Genomic DNA, 20,074 nt, shown 5'->3' with positions numbered 1-20,074 from the left:
GGGAGATCCCATGCGCACCTGGCGGCTGTCGCTCATCGCTCTGACCTTGGCCGCGACGGCCGCCTGCCACGACTCCAAGACGTCGAAGGACGCCAAGCCGCCGGAAAAGCCGGCCGCCATCGCGCCTTCGACGCAGCTCGTTTCGCTGGCCTGGCGTCCGGCGAACGGCAACCAGAACCTCCAGTCCTTCGAATTCCAGCTGATGGGGGCCGAGATCGTCTCCGTCTGCAACAAGCCGCCCGGCTGGGTCGTCGAGAGCTCGGGCGCGGCGATCAAAGGCTACGCCACCGTCGGCGCGGGCTTCATCAGCGTCGAGCATCTGGACGACCTGAAAGGCCTCTTCCTGATCAGGACTCAGGCTGGCCGGCCGCTGGGCGTGACCGGCAAGGTGCTGACCGGTGTCTATGCCGACGACGGCGGCCAGAGCGAGATCGCGGCGACGCCGGCGATGCTGAGGCTGGAACCGGCGCAGCAATGCCCGCCGGCGAAGACGAACTAGGCCGTCTCGGCCAGAGCTTCCGTCGCCTTGGCGCGCTTCTCGGTCATAGCCACCAGCGCCACGCCGACCATGGTCGCGCCGCCGCCGATCAGCAGTTGCAGCGTCAGCTTGTCGCCCAAGAGCAGGATGCCGATCGAGCACGAAACCAGCGGCGTCAGCAGGAAATAGGGGGTCACGCGGCCCGCCTCGCGGCGCTGGACCAGCCAGAACAGCAGCGCGCTGGCCCCGATGGTCGAGACCACGCCGGCGAACAGCACGCACAGCCAGGCGATTGGCGGGGCCGCCTGCATCCGCTCGACCTGGTTCTTCTCGAACAGGGCCGACATGGTCAGCAACACCGGCGCGGCGACCAAGGCCGTCATGCCTTGCAGCTTGAGCGGTTTGATGCCCGGCGTCTTGCGCACCAGCACCGTGGCCACCGCCCAGCAAGCGCTGGCCAGGACGATCAGCACGATGGCCGGCAGGTCGCCCGCCGCGTGCGGGTCTAGGCTCATCCACGCCACGCCGATGAAGGCCACGGCCAAGCCCGCCACCGCCGGCGGCCGCATGGTCTCGCCCAGCATCCGCCAGGCGAAGATGGCCGTGAACGGGATCCACAGCTGGCTGGCCACCACCAGCGGGCTCAGGGCGCCGGCCATGCTGAAGGCCACATAGATCACGCCGAAATGGATCGGCCCGGTCAGCAGCACGATAGCCAGCAGCCGCTTGGGCTCCGGGAAGGGCGGCCGGATGAACGGGAACAGGAAGACCAGCGCCGCGCCGAACCGCAGGCCGCCCATCAGCATCGGCGGCAGATAGTGCGTCGCCACCTTGGCGGCGGCGTTGTTGATCCCCCAGGTCAGGATGATCCCCAGGATGGCGAGGTATTCCAGACCGGTCAGGGGCGACGACTTGGAGGACATGGCAGGGCTTGGATCAGACCAGGCCCCTCGGGTCAATGAACCCCGACCACCGCACGGACGGCGGCGGTCAGCAATGTCAGGTCCGCGTCCGGCGTCGTGAAGGCTGGCGTCAGGTAAACGACCTTGCCCATCGGCCGAATCCAGACCCCTAGCTCAGCGAAGCGCGCGCACAGCTCGCTCACCGGCACGGGCGCCTCGAACTCGACGACGCCGATCGCGCCCAGGATTCGGACATCGACGACGCCCTTCGCCGCCCGGCACGGCTCCAGCCCCTCGGCGAGCGCCGCCGAGACCCGCACCACGTCGGCCGCCCAGGCGCCGTCTTCGAACAGGTCCAGCGAGGCGTTGGCCGCCGCACAGGCCAGCGGATTGGCCATGTAGGTCGGGCCGTGCATCAGCGCCGCGCCGGCGTCGTCGGACCAGAAGGCCTCGAACACCTTGCGCGAGGCCACAGCCGCCGACAGCGGCAGGGTCCCGCCGGTCAGGGCCTTGGACAGGGTGAGGATGTCCGGCTCGATCCCCGCCGCCTGCATGGCGAACAGGGTCCCGGTGCGGCCAAAGCCGGTGAAGATCTCGTCGAAGATCAGCAGCACGCCATGCTTGTCGGCCAGGCGGCGCAGGGTGCGCAGCACCTCCGGCGGATGCAGCAGCATGCCGCCCGCTCCCTGGACCAACGGCTCGACCAGGATCGCCGCGATCTCGTGACCACGCGCCACCAGCAACACGTCGAGCGCCGCTTCGCTGGCCTCATCACGCGGCAAGTCGGCGATCACCTGGTCGGGCATGACGCCGGCGAACAGGCTGTGCATCCCCTCCTCCGGATCGCAGACCGTCATCGTCGCCAGGGTGTCGCCGTGATAGCCGCCCCGGAAGGCCAGGAACTTGGTCCGGCCCGCGACACCGCGATTGATCTGGAATTGCAGCGCCATCTTCATGGCGATCTCGACCGAGACCGAGCCGCTCTCGGCGAAGAACACGTGATCCAAATCGCCGGGCAACAGTTTCACGAGACGCGCCGCCAGGCGATAGGCCGGCTCGTGCGCCAGGCCGCCGAACATCACGTGCGGCATGGTTTCGATCTGCGCCCGCAGCGCGTCGGCGATGTGCGGGTGGTTGTAGCCGTGGCAGGCCGTCCACCACGAGGCCAAACCATCGACCAGCTCGCGCCCATCGGCCAGCACCAGCCGCGATCCCCGCGTCGCCACCACCGGCAACGGCGGCCGCGCGGTCTTCATCTGGCAGTAGGGCCGCCAGACATGCGGCGCGCCTTGGGTCAGCCAAGCTGGATCGGACATGACGGTTTCCGTTTGCGGACTCGGGGCGCCTTGCCTATGCCCGCGCTTTCGTTGCCGCAAAGGGAAACGACATGCAGAGCCTCGACGCCTTCGCCGGTGAGAAGCTGGCCGCCCTGGAGGCCAAGAGCCTGCGCCGCCGCCTCAAGCCCACCCGCCGTCACGACGGCGCCGTGGTCGAGCGCGACGGCAAGCGGCTGATCTCTTTCTCGTGCAACGACTATCTGGGCCTGTCGCATCACCCTCTGGTCCGCGCGGCGGCGGCCGAGGCGGCGCTGAACTACGGCGCGGGCGCGGCCGCCTCGCGCCTGGTCACCGGCGACCATCCGCTGCTCAGCGATCTGGAAAAGCGCCTGGCTCGCCTGAAGGGGACCGAGGCCGCCTGCGTGTTCGGCTCGGGCTATCTGGCCAATACCGGCACGATCCCGACCCTGGTCGGTCCCGGCGACGCGGTCTTCGTCGACGCCCTGGCCCACGCCTGCATCTGGAGCGGCGCGCAGCTCTCCGGCGCCAAGATCGTCAAGTTCGCCCACAACGACGTGGTCGACCTGGAACGGCTGCTGAAGGCCGAACGTCCGCAGGCTCGCCGCGCCCTGGTCGCCACCGACGGCGTCTTCTCGATGGACGGCGACATCGCCCCGCTCGACAGGTTGTCGGCCCTCTGTGCGGCGCATGACGCCTGGCTGCTCAGCGACGACGCCCACGGCGTCGGAGTGCTGGCGGAAGGTCGAGGCTCCGCCGCCCTCTTCCCGGACGCCGACATCCCGTTGCAGATGGGCACCCTGTCCAAGGCCCTTGGCTCGTACGGCGGCTATGTCTGCGGCTCGCAGACGGTGATCGACCTGCTGAAGACTCGCGCCCGCACCCTGGTCTACGCCACCGGCCTGCCGCCCGCCTCGGCCGCCGCGGCCCTGGCGGCGCTGGACATCATCGAGGCCGATCCCGCCTTCACCGAACAGCCGCTGGCCAAGGCGCGCCTGTTCACCAGACGCCTCGGCCTGCCCGACGCCCAGAGCCCGATCGTGCCGGTGATCATGGGCGAGGCCGACACGGCCCTGGCCGCCTCCGCCGCGCTGGAGGCCCAGGGCTTCCTGGTCGTGGCCATTCGCCCGCCGACGGTGCCCGAAGGCACGGCCCGCCTGCGCGTGGCCTTCAGCGCCGAGCACGACGACGCCGACGTCCTGCGCCTGGCCGAAGCCGTGGCGGCGCTGCGATGAAAAGCGTCTTCGTCGCCGGCACCGGCACAGACCTCGGCAAGACCCACATTGCCTGCGCCCTGCTCCGCGCCGCTCGGGCGCGCGGCCTGACGGTCGATGCCTTCAAGCCCGTGGTCAGCGGCTTCGATCCCGCCGCACCCGAGACCAGCGATCCCGCCCGACTGGCCGCCGCCCTCGGCCGTCCCGACGACTGGGCGAAGGTCTCGCCCCGCCGCTATCTCGCCCCGCTGGCGCCGAACCTAGCAGCGCGGCTGGAAGGCGATGCCCTGACCATGGCCGACCTCGTCGCCGACTGCCGGACCTGGCTGGACACCCGCGACACCGACCTCGCCCTCATCGAAGGCGCCGGCGGCGTCATGTCGCCGATGACCGACGACGCCACCAATCTGGACCTGATGACGGCGCTGGGCCTCCCCGTCCTGCTGGTCGCCGGCAGCTATCTCGGCACGGCCAGCCACCTGCTGACCGCGCTGGAGGTGCTTCGGTCTCGCGGCCTGACGGTCGCCGCCATCGTAGTCAGCGAGAGCCTCGATGCCCCGAACCTCGACCAGACTGTGGAGATGCTGCGCGCCTTCGAACGCCAGGCGCCGATCATCGTCGCGCCGCGCGATCCAGACTGGGACGCGGCCGACCTCGCCGCCCTACTTCTCTAGCCGCGCCACCAGGCTGGACGTGTCCCAGCGGTTGCCGCCCATGGCCTGCACCTCGGCGTAGAACTGGTCGATCAGGGCCGTGGCCGGCAGCTTGGCGCCGTTCGAGCGGGCTTCGTCGAGGGCGATGCCCAGATCCTTGCGCATCCAGTCGACCGCGAAGCCGAAGTCGAACTTACCCTCGGACATGGTCGGCCAGCGGTTCTCCATCTGCCACGACTGGGCCGCGCCCTTGGAGATGGCGGCCAGAACGTCGTCGGTGGGCAGGCCCGAACGCTTGGCGAAGTGCAGCGCCTCGGCCACGCCCTGGACGACGCCGGCGATGGCGATCTGGTTGCACATCTTGGTCAACTGGCCCGCCCCGACCTCGCCCATGCGGCGCACGGCCTTGGCGTAGACGTCGATGACCGGCAGCACGTGGTCGTAAGCGGCCCGGTCGGCGCCGACCATGATGGTCAGCTGGCCGTTCTCGGCGCCGGCCTGGCCGCCCGAGACCGGGGCGTCGACGAAGGCGCAGCCCTTCTCGGCCAGCAGCGCGGCCATCTCGCGAGCGACCTTGGCCGAGGTGGTGGTGTGATCGACGACGGTCACGCCCTTTTCGAGGGCCGGCAGGGCCTGCGCCACGACGTCGCGGAGGTCGTCGTCATTGCCGACGCACAGCAGCACGACCTCGGCGCCCGCCACCGCTTCCGGAATGGTCGCAAACGCCGTCCCGCCGTGCTTTTCGGCCCATTTGCGGGCCTTTTCGGCGGTGCGGTTGTAGACGGCGACCTCGTGGCCGGCGGCCTTCAGGTGGCCCGCCATCGGAAAGCCCATCACGCCCAGACCGATAAACGCCGTCTTCATGCCGCTGCTCCTCTTGGAAGGCTCGGGATTACGCGCCCGGCAGCGGCTTCGGCAACCCCATCTTAACGACCTTCGGGCAGGTTCCGACCTCATGGTTAAGCAGGCTTAAGCACGATGGCGGTCAACAGCGAACAGCCGATCATCATCAAGAAGATCAAGAAGGGCGGCGGTCACGGGCACCACGGCGGCGCCTGGAAGGTCGCCTATGCCGACTTCGTGACCGCGATGATGGCCTTCTTCCTGCTGATGTGGCTGCTGAACACGACCAGCCCCGAACAGAAGCAGGGCATCGCCGACTACTTCGCGCCTGCCTCGATCTCGTCCACCACCAGCGGCTCGGGCGGCATCCTGGGCGGCACCTCGCTGGGCGACGATGGCGCCAAGGCCGACGGCAAGATGTCGGTCATCCAGCAGATGGCCCCCGAAGCCCCCGACAATGTCAGCAAGGACGGCCAGAGCTCCGAGCAGGCCTCGCTCGCTTCGGCCAGCGAAGAAGCCCTGCGCGACGCCCTGGCCAAGAAGGAACAGGACGCCTTCGCCTCGGCCGCCCAGTCGCTGCGCCAGTCGCTGCAGGACATGCCGGAGCTGGCCGAACTGTCGAAGCAGATCATGATCGACCAGACCCCGGAGGGCCTGCGCATCCAGCTGATCGACCAGGAAGGTCGCTCGATGTTCAAGGAAAACTCCAAGGAGCCGAACGACCGCGCCCGCATCCTGCTGCGCGCCGTCGCCAAGGTGATCAACCAACTGCCCAACCGCGTGACCATCTCGGGCCACACCAGCGCCAACGCCTATGGCAAGAAGCAGGATGGCGATTGGGCGCTCTCGGCCCAGCGCGCCGACGCCTCGCGCCAGGTTCTGGCCGGCGCCGGGGTCCAGGACGACCGCATCTATCAGGTGTCGGGCAAGGCCAATTCCGAGCCGCTGTACGCCGACGACCCGACCCTGGCTGGCAACCGCCGCATCTCGATCATCCTGCTGCGCGAAAAGCCGGTCTTGCCCGATAACCTGTGACCGTTCGCCGCGCGCGGGCTTCGTGAAGCTTGCGCAACCGAACGCAATGCCCCCTAATCTCGTTCTGGGCAGCACACACGCTGAAGGGGACAGGGCTTACAGTGACGCAGCATTTTCCGACGCGACAGCTTCGGTTCTTCCTGACGGCGCCCACGCCTTGCCCGTACCTGCCCGGCCGCGAGGAGCGCAAGGTGTTCGCCCACCTGCCGCTGTCCGACGGCCCGACGGTCAATGACAGCCTGACCCAGGTCGGCTTCCGTCGCTCCCAGAACATCGCCTACCGCCCTGCCTGCGAGACCTGCCGCGCCTGCCAGTCGGCCCGCGCGCCAGCCGCCGACTACGTGCTGTCGCGCTCGGAGCGGAAGGTCCTGAACCGCAACGACGACCTCGAGCGCCACCTGGTCGAGGCCGAGGCGACGCTCGAGCAGTTCGAGCTGCTGCGCCGCTACCTGCTGACCCGTCACGCCGACGGCGGCATGGCCGAGATGACCTGGCCCGACTACGTGGCCATGGTCGAGGACACCGCGGTCCGCACCCACCTGATCGAATATCGTCGCAAGTCGCAGGACCGCGGCCCCGGCGACCTGATCGCCTGCGTGCTGGTCGACGTGCTCGCCGACGGCCTGTCGCTGGTCTACAGCTTCTACAATCCAGACGAGACGCGGCGCAGCCTGGGCTCGTTCGTGATCCTGGATCACATCGTCCAAGCCCAGCAGGGCGGCGTCCCTTACGTCTATCTGGGCTACTGGGTGCCGGGCAGCGAGAAGATGGCCTACAAGGCGCGCTTCTCGCCGCTGGAAATCCTCAAGCCCGGCGGCTGGTCGCTGATGTCGGCCCGCGAACGCGGCGCCCGCCCGCCCAGTGGCCGCATCGCCGCCAAGGACTCCTGCGACCTGCTGCTCAGCGACGCCGAGCCGGCCATGCTGGACGACCTGAACTAAATCTTCACCGTGGGCGTCTTGGTTAAGACCCAGGAAACCAACTCATCACACATCTGGTCGCGCGCCATGCGAGGGACGCGGCGCCAGCCAGTGGATGGGGACCATGCTTTTCTCGGGACGTCAGACGGGCGAGGTTGATCGCCTGAAGAAAGAGCTCGCGGACCTGAAGGAACGCTCTGAGCTCCTGGACCAGGCCTGCGGCATCGGCCTGTGGGAGTCGGTGCTGCACAATGCCGACGCGCTGCATCCCAAGAGCGTCTGGACCTGGTCACCGGAGTTCCGCCGCCTGATCGGCTACACCAGCGAAGCCGACTTCCCCAATGTCTGCCAGTCGTGGTCGGACAAGCTGCACCCCGACGATGTCGAGGCCACCTTCGCGGCCTTCGCCGCCCACCTGACCGACCGCAGCGGCAACGCCCGCTACAACGTCACCTATCGCCTGATGACCCGGGCCGGCGCCTATCGCTGGTTCCGCGCCACCGGCGGCTGCCATCACGCGGTGGACGGCACGATCCGCGCCTGCGGCTCGCTGACCGACATCCACGAGCAGACGCTCATGGAGCACAAGGCCCGCGACGAGGCCGCTGAGAACCAGGCCGCGCTGGACGCCCTGGCCGATGGCCTGAAGGCCCTGGCCGACGGCGACCTGACCCACCGCATCGACGCCAGCTTCTCGGCCCGCGCCCAGCCGGTGAAGGACAACTTCAACCACTCGCTGGCCCGCCTGCGCGACGCGCTGGTCAATATCGCCCAGACCGCCGGCTCGATCCGGGGTGGCTCGGACGAGATCGCCAGCGCCTCCAACGACCTGTCGCGCCGCACCGAGCAGCAGGCCGCCAGCCTGGAAGAGACCGCCGCGGCCCTCGACGAGATCACCTCGACGGTCAATCGCAGCGCCGAGGGCGCCATCCAGGCCTCGACCGCCGCCGCCTCGGCCAAGGTCGACGCCGAGCGCTCGGGCGCGGTCGTCCGTGACGCCGTCGCCGCCATGGGCGAGATCGAGCAGAGCTCGGGTCAGATCACCCAGATCATCGGCGTGATCGACGAGATCGCTTTCCAGACCAACTTGCTGGCCCTGAACGCCGGCGTCGAGGCCGCCCGCGCCGGGGAAGCCGGCCGCGGCTTCGCGGTCGTCGCCCAGGAAGTCCGGGCGCTGGCCCAGCGCTCGGCCGACGCCGCCAAAGAGATCAAGACGCTGATCGCCAACTCCTCGACCCAGGTCGAGCGCGGCGTGAAGCTGGTCGGCCAGACGGGCGAGGCCCTGACCGGCATCGTCGGCAAGGTCAGCGAGATCACCGACCAGATCACCGAGATCGCCCGCTCGTCGCGCGAGCAGGCCACGGGCCTGAGCCAGGTCAACAACGCGGTCAATCAGATGGACCAGGTGACTCAGCAGAACGCCGCCATGGTCGAGGAAGCCACCGCGGCGGCGACCAGCCTGCGGGGCGAGGCCAACGAGCTGAGCCGGCTGGTCGGCCGTTTCCACATCGAAGGCGAAGCGCGCCAGACGTCTCGCGCCCGCGCGGCCTAAACCGACGCCCTCAAGAAGAAGAAGCGCGCCATTCCGGCCGGAATGGCGCGCTTTGTCGTTCTAGCGCGCGAAGCTGACGCCGCCGTCGACGGTCACCGCGCCGCCCATCACGTAGTCGCCGGCCCGCGAGGCCAGGTAGATGGCCGCGCCGGCCATGTCCTCTTCCGAGCCGATGCGGCCGGCGGGGATGGCCTTGGACACCGCGTCGGCGTGGTCGCGAGCGACCTTGTTCATGTCCGAGGCGAAGGCGCCGGGCGCGATGGCGCTGACGGCGATGTTGTCGGCCGCCAGGCGCAGGGCCATGCGCTTGGTCATGTGCAGCAGGCCGGCCTTGGACGCGCCGTACGGATAGGTCTCGTCCTTGGTCACCGACTGGCCGTCGATCGAGCAGATGTTGATGACCTTGGCGACGCGGTCGGCGGCCGCCGCGCGCAGCGGGCCGATCAGGGCCTGGGTCAGGAAGAACGGCGTCTTCATGTTGAGGTCGACGGTCTTGTCCCAGCCGCTTTCCGGGAAGCCATCGAACTCCGCCCCCCAGGCCGCGCCGGCGTTGTTGACCAGGATGTCGAGCTTGTCCTCGCGCTCGGCGATCCGCTTGGCCAGGCCTTCGATGCCCTCCATGGTCGAGATGTCGCCCGGCAGCGAGACGCATTCGCCATATTGGCTGAGCTCCTCGGCGGCGGCGTCGCAGGCGGCGGCCTTGCGGGCGGTGATGTAGACGCGCTTGGCGCCGTAGGTCAGGAAGCCCTTGGTGATCATCGCGCCGATGCCGCGCGAGCCGCCGGTCACGACCGCAACGCGGCCTTCGAGGGAGAACAGGTCTTGCATGTCGTAACTCCTAGAAGCCGCGCGCGGCGGCCAGGGCGCCGAGGCGTCCGGTGATGTCGTGGAACTGGGCGACGGTCTCGTCGATGATCGCCTGGGCGGTCTTCACCTCGTCGATCAGACCGACGGTCTGGCCAGCCAGCGCGGGCGCGGCCTCCATGTCGCCACCGAAATAGACGTCGAGGATGTTCTTCAGCACGTCGGGCGGCATGACGCCGGCGTCGTGAATCTCCTTGGTCAGCTCCGACTTGATCGCCCGGATGCAGGGGCTGGCCTTCTTGTTCAGCACCCAGGTGCCGGTCTCCTTGGCGCCCGTGATCGCGGCCTTGTAGTTGGCGTGCACGGGGCTTTCGGCTGAGCTGACGAAGCGAGTGCCCATCTGGATGGCTTCCGCCCCCAGGGCGAACGCCGCCGCCATGCCGCGGCCGTCGCAGATACCGCCGGCGGCGATCAGCGGCACGTCGGTCCTGGCCCGGATCGCCTGCAGCAGGACGAGGGTCGAGACCTCCTCCGGGTTCTTGAACCCGCCGCCTTCCGCGCCTTCGACCACAAGGCCGTCGATGCCCGCATCGACGCACTTCACCGCCGCATCGACGGTCGGCACGGCGTGATAGACGACGATGCCGGCGTCCTTCAGCGGACCGACGAACTTGGCGGGGCTACCGGCCGAGGTGGTGACGAACTTGACCCCGCTCTCGCAGACGAAACGCAGCATGGCGTCGTCGCGCAGGAACATAATCGGCAGGTTCACCCCGAACGGCAGGCCGCTGGCCGCCATCCTGGTGATCTCGGCCTTGCAGTTCTCGGTCTCGCCGGACGAGGTCTCGATGATGCCAAGCCCCCCTGCCCGCGACACCGCCGAGGCCAGCGGATAGCGAGCGATCCAGCCCATGGGGGCCTGGACAATGGGGTACTTGGCACCCGTATGGGCCAGGACGCGGTTGGTCATGGGATCAGCAGCACCCGGCCGACGGCCTGGCGGCTCTCGATATAGGCGTGGGCGCCCGCCGCCTCGGACAGCGGGAAGGTCTTGTCGATGACAACTTCCAGCTCGCCCTTGGCCGCGCGGTCGATCATCTCCTGGATCATGTCGTGCACCCGGTCGGTCATGATCTCCGCGCCCAGGAAGACCCCGGTCAGCGAGCGGTTGCCGCCCATCAGCGACGACACGTCGATCTTCATCGGCTCGCGCCCGGCATTGCCGACCAGCGAGATGCGACCGCGATAGCCGAGGGCCCCGAGGCTGCCCTGCAGGGTCGCGCCGCCGACCGGATCGACGACCAGGTCCACGCCCTTGCCGCCGGTCAGCTTCATGACCTGCTCAACGAGGTCGTCGCGGCCGTAGTTGACGCCATGGTCCATGCCGAACGCCTTCAGACGCTCCAACCTCTCGTCGCTGGAGGCCGAGGCGATCACCGTCGCGCCGGCCTGCTTGGCAAGCTGGATGGCGGCCAGGCCCACAGCCCCTGCCCCGGCCTGGACCAGCACGGTCTCGCCGGCCTTCAGGCGGCCCGCGCCGAACAGGCACTCATGCGCCGTGCCGAAGGGCACCGGGATGGCCGAGGCTTGTCGGATGTCGAAGCCGTCCGGGATCGGCCAGGCGTTGCGGGCCGGCACCGCGCGCAGCTCGGCGTGCGAGCCGAAGGCGTTCACGGTGACGACCTTCTGCCCGACCTTCAGGTGCGTGACTTCAGCCCCGACCTCGATGATCTCGCCGGCGGCCTGATAGCCGACGATATGCGGGCTGCCCGCCATCTGGCCGCCGCCGCGATTGAGCGTGTCGCCGCCCTCGATGCTGACCGCCTCGACGCGGATGATCACGCTCTGCGGGTGAAGGACCGGGTCGGCGACGTCCTCGTAGCGAAAGACGTCCGGCGCCCCGGTCTCGTAATAGACGGCGGCCTTCATGGCGTTTCTCCCTTGTTGTTGTTCTTGGCTCCCGAGGGAGCGTTATTTCTTGGGGTCGATCACTTTTTTGGGTCGATCAGGGCACCGTAGACCAGTTTGGCGCTGTCATCGTCGATGTCCTTGATGGCCGGATCGCCGCCCTTGTTGAGGATGTGGATCATGCCCAGGAAGAACAGGTCGTTGGTCGGGTCGATCCAGAACCAGGTGCCGGCCGCGCCGCCCCAGCTGTAGGTCCCCTGCCCGTACGGACCGGCCTTGGCGCTATCCATCACCACCGCGAAGTCCAGGCCGAAGCCCCGGCCCTTGGCCGTGTTGAACGGCGGGACGTCGGAATTCATGATCGTGTCGCTGAGCACGTTGGTGCGCATCAGCTTCACGGTCTCGGGCTTGATGATCCGCTTGCCGTCCAGCTCGCCGCCGTTCAGCAGCATCTGGGCGAAACGGGCGTAGTCGGCGTTGGTCGAGACCAGGCCGCCGCCGCCCGAGGCCATGACCGGCGGCTTGGTGATGTCGAGGACCATGAAGCCCTCGGCCGGGATCAGCTTGTTCTGCTTGGGGCCCCAGAGATAGAGCGAGGCCAGGCGATCCATCTTCTCGGGCGGCAGCCAGAACTGGGTGTCAGTCATCTTCAGCGGCGTGAAGATCCGCTGCTGCATGAAGTCGCCCAGCGACATGCCGGTCAGCTTCTCGATGATCAGGCCCTGGATGTCGACCGAGACGCTGTACTTCCAGCGCGTGCCCGGCTGGCCGACCAGCGGCAGGGCGGCGATGTTCTGCACGAACTCGGCGCGCGACTTGGCGCCCAGCACCTTCTCCGCATAGGCCTTGTCGATGGGGTTGTCGGGCACCAGGCCGTAGGCGAAGCCCCCCGAGTGGCTCATGATCTCGCGCATGGTCGGCGGACGATCGGCCGGCACGGTGTCGAACGAGCCGTCGGCGTTGACGCCCTTGAAGACGCGCAGGGAGGCGAACTCCGGCACGTATTTGCTGACCGGGTCGTCCAGCTTCCACTTGCCCTCTTCGAACAGGATCATCATGGCCACGCCGGTGATCGGCTTGGTCTGGGAGTAGATGCGGAAGACCGTGTCCTTGGTCATCGGCGGGCCGTCGAAGCCCTTCTTGCCGTGGACCTCGTAGTTCACGATCTTGCCGTGGCGGACCAGCATGGTGGTGACGCCCGGCAGGTGGCCGGTGTCGACCAGGTCCTGCATGTGGGCGTCCAGCTTCTTCAGGCCCTCGGCCGAAAAGCCGACGCTTTCGGGCGCGGCGGCGACGATCGCCGGCTTGGAGGATGCGGCGAGCGCGGCCGTTGAGCCGCCGCCGAGCAGCGTCGCGACCAGCGCGGCCGCGATAAACTTCCGAAACGCCAAAGCGCCCTCCCGAACAAACGTTTGAAGCGACCTTAGTGCGGCCGCATCCCTGTTGAAACCCGCTTTTTCAACGTCCGGGTGACAGCCGTTCCGTTACGCCCAAGGTTAAGGTTATTTCATGAAGACCCGGGTTGCCCGAACGGCGTTCATGTATATTTTTTACTGCACGAGGGATTACGAATACGCATAGGCGGCGCTGGCCATGGCCACACTCGACAATCTGACCACGATCTATCGCAACATCCACCGCCTGCCGACGGGCGCGGACCTCCCCGCCTCGGCCGGCGCCCAGCTGACCTTGATGGCCCAGGGCATCGACGCCGCGCGCGGCGGCATGGTCGGCGACCCGTGGAGCTACGCCAGCGCGGTGCAGTGGATCCAGGACAGCGCCAAGGCCACGACCCAGGTGGCGGTGATGTCCTACGGCTTCCTGGCCAATATGAGCATTGGCACGGCGGGCCTGGACTATCTGGTCTCGGCCAGCGGCCCCAACCCGAACAACCTGAACAGCGCCTACTACGCCCAGTTCGACACCACGAACCGCTACATCAATTTCGCGGTCAACCTGATCAAGAACGGCGAAGGCCGCGCCGACTTCATCGCCGCCTACGGCGAGAACGGCTCGCCGATCAACACTTTCCAGAAGACCTATTTCAAGCTGTTCGGCATCGAGAAGAGCCTGGACGAGGTCCTGGCCCTGTTCGCCGAACCGGTGCCGGACGGCCATGGCGGGACCTATGGCCGCTTTGCCTATTTCGAGGCGATCGGCGGCGACGGCTCGTTCGGCATCGGCACCCGCGCGGCCATGGTCGGCTGGCTGATGGCCGTGGCGGTGCAGGAGAACAAGGGCCCCTATGTCGAGGCCATGCGCGCCTACCTCGCCGACGTCGGCGTGGACGGGAAGGTCGAGGCCGTGCCGTCGTTCCTGTCGCTCTATGGCCCCGGCGGCGGCAACGCGCCGGGCGGCGCCGCCGATCCGGGCCTGCCAGGCGAGAAGGCCTCGTACGCCCACGACTGGAACGTCGATGTCCGTCAGTCGGGCGCGGCGGATGACGTCCACGTGCTGGCCTCCGACGGCAACGATGTCCTGAGGCCCGTGATCGCCGACCAGGGCGGCCTGGACGCCGGCCGCTATATCCGCACGGGCGGCGGGAACGACGTGGTCTTCGCCGACAACGGCCCGATGCGCGGCCACATCGACACCGGGACCGGCAACGACATCATCTTCGTGGAGCAGTTCGACGGCCGCATCACGACCGGCGCGGGCCATGACGACATCGACGTCGGCTCGTTCGGCCCTCTGCACCTGACGAATGGCAAGGTGACCGACATCGCGGTCGTCGACGACTTCCAGAAGGGCTTCGACCTGATCGAGCTCGCGGCTATCATCGGCGCAGGCCAGAAGCGCCAGATCGCCTTCGTCGCCACCGCCACGTTCGACGACGCCCTGACCGCCTATGCCGGCCTGACCGCCGCCAACAGCAACACTGTCTTCGAGTGGAACGGCGACACCTATGTCTTCCACCAGAACGGCGTGGCCGGGCTCGACGCGGGCGATGGCCTGATCAAGCTGGCCGGCGTCACCGGCCTGACCGTCGGCAAGACCAGCGAGGTCGCCGACATCCTGTTCGCGGCCTAGGAATTCAGCCCCCCGGGTCGTGACGGAGCTCCCCTCGCCGGACGGCGGGGGGAGTTTTCCTTTTCAAGCGCTAACGAGCGGCGGTCGTCTTGACCGGCGGCTTGGCCGGCTGCTGTCCCGGCGGCGCGGGAACCAGCGGCGGCCGCTCGATGGCCTGATAAACCAGGGCCCGTGACTGGGCGTCCAGGCCCGGCCCGACCCCGCCCAGGCGCTGGATCATGCCGACGAAGAACAGGTCGTTGGCCGGGTCGATCCAGAACCAGGTGCCGGCGCTGCCGCCCCAGCTGACCGTGCCCGGCCCCACCGGCGCACCCGAGGCGGCCGGATCGACGGCCACAGCCATGTCGATGCCGTAGCCCATGCCGGCCGCGAACGGGAACGGCTTGGGTCCGGGATTGAGCACGCCTGTCGTGCCGTTGGTGGTGACCACGAAACCGGCCGGCAGGTGGTTCTGGGTCATCAAGGCCACGGTCTCTGGCTTGAGGATCCGCACGCCGCCCAACTGGCCCTTGTTCAGGATCATCTGAGCGAAGCGGGCGAAGTCACTGGCGGTCGAGACCAGCCCCCCGCCGCCCAGCGGCGCGGCCGGCGGCTTGCTGACGTCGCGCCAGGCGCCTTCCACGGCCGGGACCAGCTTACCGGTCGCCGGATCGCCATCGTACAGGGTCGCCAACCGGTGCATCTTCTGGTCGGGCACGTAGAAGGCCGTGTCGCGCATCTTCAGCGGCGCGAAGATGTGCTCTTCCATGAAGATCGGCAAGGGCTCGCCCGACAGGCGCTCGACGATCGCGCCCTGGATGTCGGCCGCCACGCTATAGCGCCACAGCTGCCCGGGCTCCGAGAACATCGGCAGGCCCGAGACCTTCTGGACCAGCTCGTTCAGCGATCCCGACTGCAGCACCCCAGCCCGATAATAGGCCTGGTCCGCCGGGCTGTTGGGATCGTCGGCGATGCCGTAGGCGAAGCCCGCCGTATGGGTCATCAGCTCGCGCATGGTCGGAACGCGGCTGATCGGCGCCAGGATCGGCTGGCCGGCCGCATCGACGCCGGTGGCGATGCGCAGGTTGGCGAACTCCGGCACGAACTTGCTGATCGGATCGTCGAACTTCCACAGACCCTGCTCGTACAGGATCATCATGGCCACGCCGGTGATCGGCTTGGTCTCCGAGCGGATGCGGAAGATGGCGTTGAGCGGCATCGGCTCACCGCCCAGAGCCCGGCGCCCGAAGGCCTTGGTGTGGACGACGCGACCGTGGCGGGCCAGTAGCGCCACGCCGCCGGCGACCTGACCGCGATCGACCATCGCCTGCATATGCTCGTCGAGCTTCTTGAGCCGCTCTACGCTGAAGCCCTGCTCTTCCGGCTTGCCCTTGGGCAGGGCCAGGGCCGGAGTCGCGGCTACGGCCGCGCAACCGAAGACGCCGGCCAGCAGGCTCAGCGCGCGGCGACGCAACCGTCCCATCGTCATTTGGGCCGGAACCGCTTGTTGGTCGCGAAGCCCTTCGGGTGGGTCTTGCCCGCACCAGCGCGGCGGCCGACCCATTCCTTCCATTCCGCCCAGTCACGGCGGCGGCCGGCGGTGTCGATCCAGTAGGCCCCGGTCTCGGCGTTGAACGACAGGCCGTCGCGCAGGCCGCCCTCGCGATAGGCCTGCAGCTTGACGCCCTTGCCGCGCGGCATTTCCGGCAGCTCTTCCAGCGGGAAGATCAGAATCTTGCCGTTGTCGCCGATCACCGCGAACTGGTCGCCCACGGCCTCCAGACAGAAGGCCGCGCCGGCGGCATCGACGTTCAGGACCTGCTTGCCGGCCTTGCGGTTGGCCAGCGCTTCTTCCTCGGGCATCAGGAAGCCGTAGCCCTGTTTCGAGGCCAGAATGCGCTTGCGGCCGGCCTTGAACGGGAAGACGTCGGCGATCTTCACCTTGTCGTCCAGCTCGATCATCATCCGCACCGGCTCGCCATGGCCCCGCGCGCTGGGGAGCTTGTCGCAGCCCAGCGTGAAGAAGCGGCCGTCGCTGGAGAAGATCAGCAGCTTGTCGGTGGTCTCGGCCGGGACCAGGAAGCCCAGCTTGTCGCCTTCCTTGAACTTCAGCTCGGACGGATCGTCGATCTTGCCCTTGGCGGCGCGGATCCAGCCGCGCTCCGACAGAATGATCGTGATCGGCTCGCGGACGATCATCGCCTCGATGGCGGCGTCGGCGTCGACGATCGGCGCGTCGGCGAAGATCGAGCGGCCGTTGACGCCCGTCGGACGGGTCTTGTCCCACGGGTGCTTGATCTTCAGCAACGTGGCGCGAACCTCGGCCAGGCCCTTGCCGACCAGCTTCCACTGCTTGGCGTCGCTGGCCAGCATGGCCAGGATGCCGTCGCGCTCCTCGACCAGCTCGGCGTGCTCGCGGCGGATCTCCATCTCTTCCAGCTTGGCCAGCTGGCGCAGGCGGGTGTTGAGGATGGCGTCGGCCTGGATGTCCGAGAGCCCGAAGGTCTCGATCAGCTTTTCCTTCGGCTTGTCCTCGTAGCGGACGATCCGGATGACCTCGTCGAGGTTCAGATAGGCGATCAGCAGGCCGTCCAGGATGTGCAGACGGGCTTCGATCTTGGCCAGGCGGTGACGGGCCCGGCGGGTCAGCACTTCGCGGCGGTGGGCCAGGAAGGCCATCAGGGCCTGCTTGATGCCCATGACGCCCGGCGTGCCGCGCGCATCCAGCACGTTGATATTGACCGGGAAGCGGCTCTCCAGCGCCGAGAGCTTGAACAGGCTCTCCATCAGCACTTCGGGCTCGACGTTCTTGGACTTCGGCTCCAGCACCAGGCGGATGTCCTCGGCGCTCTCGTCGCGGACGTCGCCCAGCAGGGCGGCCTTCTTGCTGTCGATCAGGTCGGCCAGCTGCTCGACCAGATCCGACTTCTTCACTTGGTACGGGATTTCGGTGACGACGATCTGGTAGGTGCCCCGACCGGTGTCTTCCTTCTCCCACTTGGCGCGGATGCGCACGCCGCCGCGACCGGTCTCGTAGGTTTCCAGCAAGGACGCCTGCGGCTCGACGATGACGCCACCGGTCGGGAAGTCCGGACCCGGCACCTTCTCCATCAGCTCTTGCGTCGTCGCGTCGGGATTGGTCAGCAGCAGCTGGCAGGCGTCGATCAGCTCGGCCGGGTTGTGCGGCGGGATCGAGGTGGCCATGCCGACCGCGATGCCCGACGAGCCGTTGGCCAGCAGGTTCGGGAAGCCCGACGGCAGGACCAGCGGCTCCTCGTCCTGGCCGTCATAGGTCGGCTTGAAGTCGACCGCGTCCTCGTCGATGCCGTCCAACAGAAGCGTCGCCGCTTCCGTCATCTTGCACTCGGTGTAGCGCATGGCCGCGGCGTTATCGCCGTCGATATTGCCGAAATTCCCCTGCCCCTCGACCAGCGGCACGCGCTGGGAGAAGTCCTGGGCCAGACGCACCAGGGCGTCATAGATCGACTGGTCGCCGTGCGGGTGGAAGTTACCCATGACCTCGCCGACCACCTTGGCGCACTTGCGCGCGGCGGCCTCGGGGTTCAGGCGCATGTTGCTCATCGCGTACAGGACGCGACGGTGCACGGGCTTGAGGCCATCGCGCACGTCGGGCAGCGCCCGCGAGCCGATGGTCGATAGCGCATAGGCCAGATAGCGCCGCGACAGGGCTTCCGTCAGCGGCTCATCGAGGATGCGATCACCGTCGTCGGGACCGCCGGGGGGCAGGACAGGCTTGTTCATCGAGGGGATTCGTACTCCGGGCTACGACCCTAGCAGAAATCCCCCCGATGATTCGACGGGTTAAGCCTGAACCATCCCCGGTTTTCCGGCTTCCAGCGCCCATTTGGCGCGGGTGGAGAGCTTGCCGTCGCGGCGGGTGACCGCGTCCAGCACCTTGAACTCGGTGACGAAGGCCTTCGGCGTCACGTCGCAGATCGCGTAGCCGCGCTGGTTGTTGTTGAACTTCAGGATCGGGCTGGCGGCCTGGATCTTCTTGAAGTCATCGCGCTGGTCATTGCCGTCGCCGCCCGAGGTGATCGAGGTGACCACGAATTCCGAGGCGATCGGCGCGCCCTCATGCTTGGCGCCATCGACATAGAGTTCGCCGGCATAGTTCTGATGCTCGTCGCCGGTCAGGACGACGACGTTACCGACCTTGGCGTCCTTGATCTTCTGCAGCAGGCGGCCGCGCGGGATGCGGTAGCCGGCCCAGCTGTCCGGATTGACCACCACGCCGGGGCCCGGATCGCGGTCCAGGTCCATGAACATGACCTGCTGGGCGATGATGTTCCAGGTCGACTTCGAGCCGGTGAGGCCCTCCATCAGCCACTTCTCCTGCTTGGTTCCGATGACCTCGGCCTGCGGCGCGTTGATGGCGTCGCACCAGGTCTGCTTGTCGTTGCAGGGCTGGTCGGTGCGGAACTGGCGGGTGTCCAGCAGGTTGAGGTTCAGCAGCTGGCCATAGGCGGCGCGGCGATAGATCTGCAAGGACGTGCCGACCGGGAAGCTCGAGGCCCGCAGCGGCATGTTCTCGTAATAGGCCTGGGCGGCGGCCTGGCGGCGCAGGTTGAACAGCTTCGGGTCCGTGCCGTCCTGATCGAGGTCGGAGACCCAGTTGTTGTCGGTCTCGTGGTCGTCCCAGACGGCGAACCACGGCGCGGCGGCGTGGGCGGCCTGGAGGTCGGTGTCCATCTTGTACTGGGCGTAGCGGCGGCGGTAGTCGTCCAGCGCGTAGATCTCGCCGCCGAAGTGCTGGCGGACGTTCTCGACCGGGCCGTTCGGACCGTTGCCGGTGCGATTGCCGCGGCCTTCGTAGATGTAGTCGCCGTAGCAGAAGACGAAGTCGGGATTGTCCTCGGCGAGGCGCCGGTAGGCCGTGTAGTAGCCGGCTTCATAGTGCTGGCAGCCGGCGACGGCGAAGCGGACCCGGTCCAGGGCCGCGCCCAGGGCCGGGGTGGTGCGGGCGCGGCCGGTGATGCTGCGCTCCTTGCCGGCGGTGAAGCGGTACCAGTAGTCGCGATTGGGCTGCAGGCCGCCAACCTCGACGTGGACGGCGTGGCCCAGTTCCGGCGGCGCCACGGTCGTGCCCTTGGCGACGATGTTGCGCATGCCCGGCTGGTCGGAGACTTCCCAGTCGACGGCGACCGGAGCCATCGGCATGCCGTAGCCGATCTCGAACGGCTCGGGGGCCAGGCGGGTCCAGATCACGAAGCCGTCCGGGGCCGGATCGCCCGAGGCCACGCCCAGCTGGAACGGATAGGTCCGGAACACGGCCTGGGCCAGGGCCTGGCCGCCGACCAGCGGGATCGACAGCGCGGTGGCGGCCGAGGCGCCGAAGGCGGTCAGCAGGCGGCGACGGCTCAAGGCGTAGCGGTCGAGGACGGACATGGCGAAGCTCCGGGAAACTGAAGTTTCGGCGATAGCTCTGCTTTGTGACGGT

The 20,074-nt window shown here is 68.1% G+C and carries 17 protein-coding genes; 7 read left to right on the top strand and 10 right to left on the bottom strand.

The features are described from left to right. Window positions 1-10: 10 nt before the first annotated feature. A complete protein-coding gene (locus AC07YH_RS08065; RefSeq protein WP_494746477.1) occupies window positions 11-499 on the top strand; it encodes a hypothetical protein in 489 nt (162 codons plus the stop codon). Here the strand turns inward: AC07YH_RS08065 and AC07YH_RS08060 are convergent. Together AC07YH_RS08060 and AC07YH_RS08055 are read right to left on the bottom strand one after the other, a co-directional pair. Then, window positions 496-1,437, bottom strand: coding sequence for a DMT family transporter (locus tag AC07YH_RS08060; RefSeq protein ID WP_494746476.1), 942 nt, complete (start codon window positions 1,435-1,437; stop codon window positions 496-498). The genes AC07YH_RS08065 and AC07YH_RS08060 overlap by 4 nt on opposite strands. Next, window positions 1,434-2,696, bottom strand: a complete 1,263-nt coding sequence (locus AC07YH_RS08055; RefSeq protein ID WP_494746475.1) for an adenosylmethionine--8-amino-7-oxononanoate transaminase — start codon at window positions 2,694-2,696, stop codon at window positions 1,434-1,436. The genes AC07YH_RS08060 and AC07YH_RS08055 overlap by 4 nt, the downstream gene beginning before the upstream one ends. A 71-nt stretch (window positions 2,697-2,767) precedes the next feature. Here AC07YH_RS08055 and bioF point away from each other — a divergent pair, with 71 nt between their 5' ends. Next, window positions 2,768-3,910 carry an 8-amino-7-oxononanoate synthase gene (gene bioF, locus AC07YH_RS08050; RefSeq protein WP_494746474.1) on the top strand — a complete coding sequence of 381 codons (1,143 nt, stop codon included), beginning with the start codon at window positions 2,768-2,770 and terminating at the stop codon, window positions 3,908-3,910. After that, on the top strand, window positions 3,907-4,563 hold the full coding sequence (gene bioD / locus AC07YH_RS08045) for a dethiobiotin synthase (RefSeq protein WP_494746473.1): 657 nt from the start codon (window positions 3,907-3,909) through the stop codon (window positions 4,561-4,563). The genes bioF and bioD overlap by 4 nt, the downstream gene beginning before the upstream one ends. On the opposite strand, the gene AC07YH_RS08040 is transcribed toward bioD, so the two are convergent. Beyond that, window positions 4,552-5,499, bottom strand: coding sequence for an NAD(P)-dependent oxidoreductase (locus AC07YH_RS08040; protein ID WP_494746472.1), 948 nt, complete (start codon window positions 5,497-5,499; stop codon window positions 4,552-4,554). The genes bioD and AC07YH_RS08040 overlap by 12 nt on opposite strands. Before the next feature lie 21 nt (window positions 5,500-5,520). Here AC07YH_RS08040 and AC07YH_RS08035 point away from each other — a divergent pair, with 21 nt between their 5' ends. The 3 genes from AC07YH_RS08035 (at window position 5,521) to AC07YH_RS08025 (ending at window position 8,892) form a co-directional block, all read left to right on the top strand. Continuing rightward, window positions 5,521-6,420: a flagellar motor protein MotB gene (locus AC07YH_RS08035; protein ID WP_494746471.1), complete on the top strand. Its 900-nt coding sequence runs from the start codon at window positions 5,521-5,523 to the stop codon at window positions 6,418-6,420. Window positions 6,421-6,521: 101 nt separating this feature from the next. Beyond that, window positions 6,522-7,361, top strand: coding sequence for an arginyltransferase (locus AC07YH_RS08030; RefSeq protein WP_494746470.1), 840 nt, complete (start codon window positions 6,522-6,524; stop codon window positions 7,359-7,361). Between the two features lie 94 nt (window positions 7,362-7,455). Then, the gene (locus tag AC07YH_RS08025; RefSeq protein ID WP_494746469.1) at window positions 7,456-8,892 is read left to right on the top strand and encodes a methyl-accepting chemotaxis protein; all 1,437 of its coding nucleotides are present in this window, start codon (window positions 7,456-7,458) and stop codon (window positions 8,890-8,892) included. A 60-nt stretch (window positions 8,893-8,952) separates the two neighbouring features. On the opposite strand, the gene AC07YH_RS08020 is transcribed toward AC07YH_RS08025, so the two are convergent. The 4 genes from AC07YH_RS08020 to AC07YH_RS08005 are packed head-to-tail and all read right to left on the bottom strand — an operon-like array spanning window position 8,953 to window position 12,995. Then, window positions 8,953-9,720 (bottom strand): SDR family NAD(P)-dependent oxidoreductase, encoded by a 768-nt coding sequence (locus tag AC07YH_RS08020; RefSeq protein WP_494746468.1) that lies wholly within the window; start codon window positions 9,718-9,720, stop codon window positions 8,953-8,955. A gap of 10 nt (window positions 9,721-9,730) precedes the next feature. Next, on the bottom strand, window positions 9,731-10,666 hold the full coding sequence (locus AC07YH_RS08015; RefSeq protein WP_494746467.1) for an NAD(P)H-dependent flavin oxidoreductase: 936 nt from the start codon (window positions 10,664-10,666) through the stop codon (window positions 9,731-9,733). Then, a complete protein-coding gene (locus tag AC07YH_RS08010) occupies window positions 10,663-11,625 on the bottom strand; it encodes a quinone oxidoreductase family protein (protein WP_494746466.1) in 963 nt (320 codons plus the stop codon). The genes AC07YH_RS08015 and AC07YH_RS08010 overlap by 4 nt, the downstream gene beginning before the upstream one ends. Window positions 11,626-11,684: 59 nt before the next feature. Continuing rightward, a complete protein-coding gene (locus AC07YH_RS08005) occupies window positions 11,685-12,995 on the bottom strand; it encodes a serine hydrolase domain-containing protein (RefSeq protein ID WP_494746465.1) in 1,311 nt (436 codons plus the stop codon). A 202-nt stretch (window positions 12,996-13,197) separates the two neighbouring features. Between AC07YH_RS08005 and AC07YH_RS08000 the strand changes: the two genes are divergently transcribed. Next, entirely contained in the window at window positions 13,198-14,634 is a 1,437-nt protein-coding gene (locus tag AC07YH_RS08000) for a hypothetical protein (protein WP_494746464.1), read from the top strand. A gap of 70 nt (window positions 14,635-14,704) precedes the next feature. Here AC07YH_RS08000 and AC07YH_RS07995 read toward each other — a convergent pair whose 3' ends face one another. From AC07YH_RS07995 to AC07YH_RS07985, 3 genes are read right to left on the bottom strand one after another with little or no spacing between them, the layout of a single operon-like run. After that, entirely contained in the window at window positions 14,705-16,102 is a 1,398-nt protein-coding gene (locus AC07YH_RS07995) for a serine hydrolase domain-containing protein (protein ID WP_494746463.1), read from the bottom strand. Further along, window positions 16,099-18,375 carry a DNA topoisomerase IV subunit A gene (gene parC, locus AC07YH_RS07990; protein WP_494746462.1) on the bottom strand — a complete coding sequence of 759 codons (2,277 nt, stop codon included), beginning with the start codon at window positions 18,373-18,375 and terminating at the stop codon, window positions 16,099-16,101. Before parC ends, AC07YH_RS07995 begins: the two co-directional genes overlap by 4 nt. Before the next feature lie 60 nt (window positions 18,376-18,435). Continuing rightward, window positions 18,436-20,022 carry an alkaline phosphatase D family protein gene (locus AC07YH_RS07985; protein WP_494746461.1) on the bottom strand — a complete coding sequence of 529 codons (1,587 nt, stop codon included), beginning with the start codon at window positions 20,020-20,022 and terminating at the stop codon, window positions 18,436-18,438. Window positions 20,023-20,074 lie beyond the last annotated feature (52 nt).

This window comes from Caulobacter sp. GW456-12-1-14-TSB4, from assembly GCF_059424195.1.
Note: the sequence above shows the minus strand (reverse complement) of the source record. Positions and strands in the feature narration are given on the sequence as shown.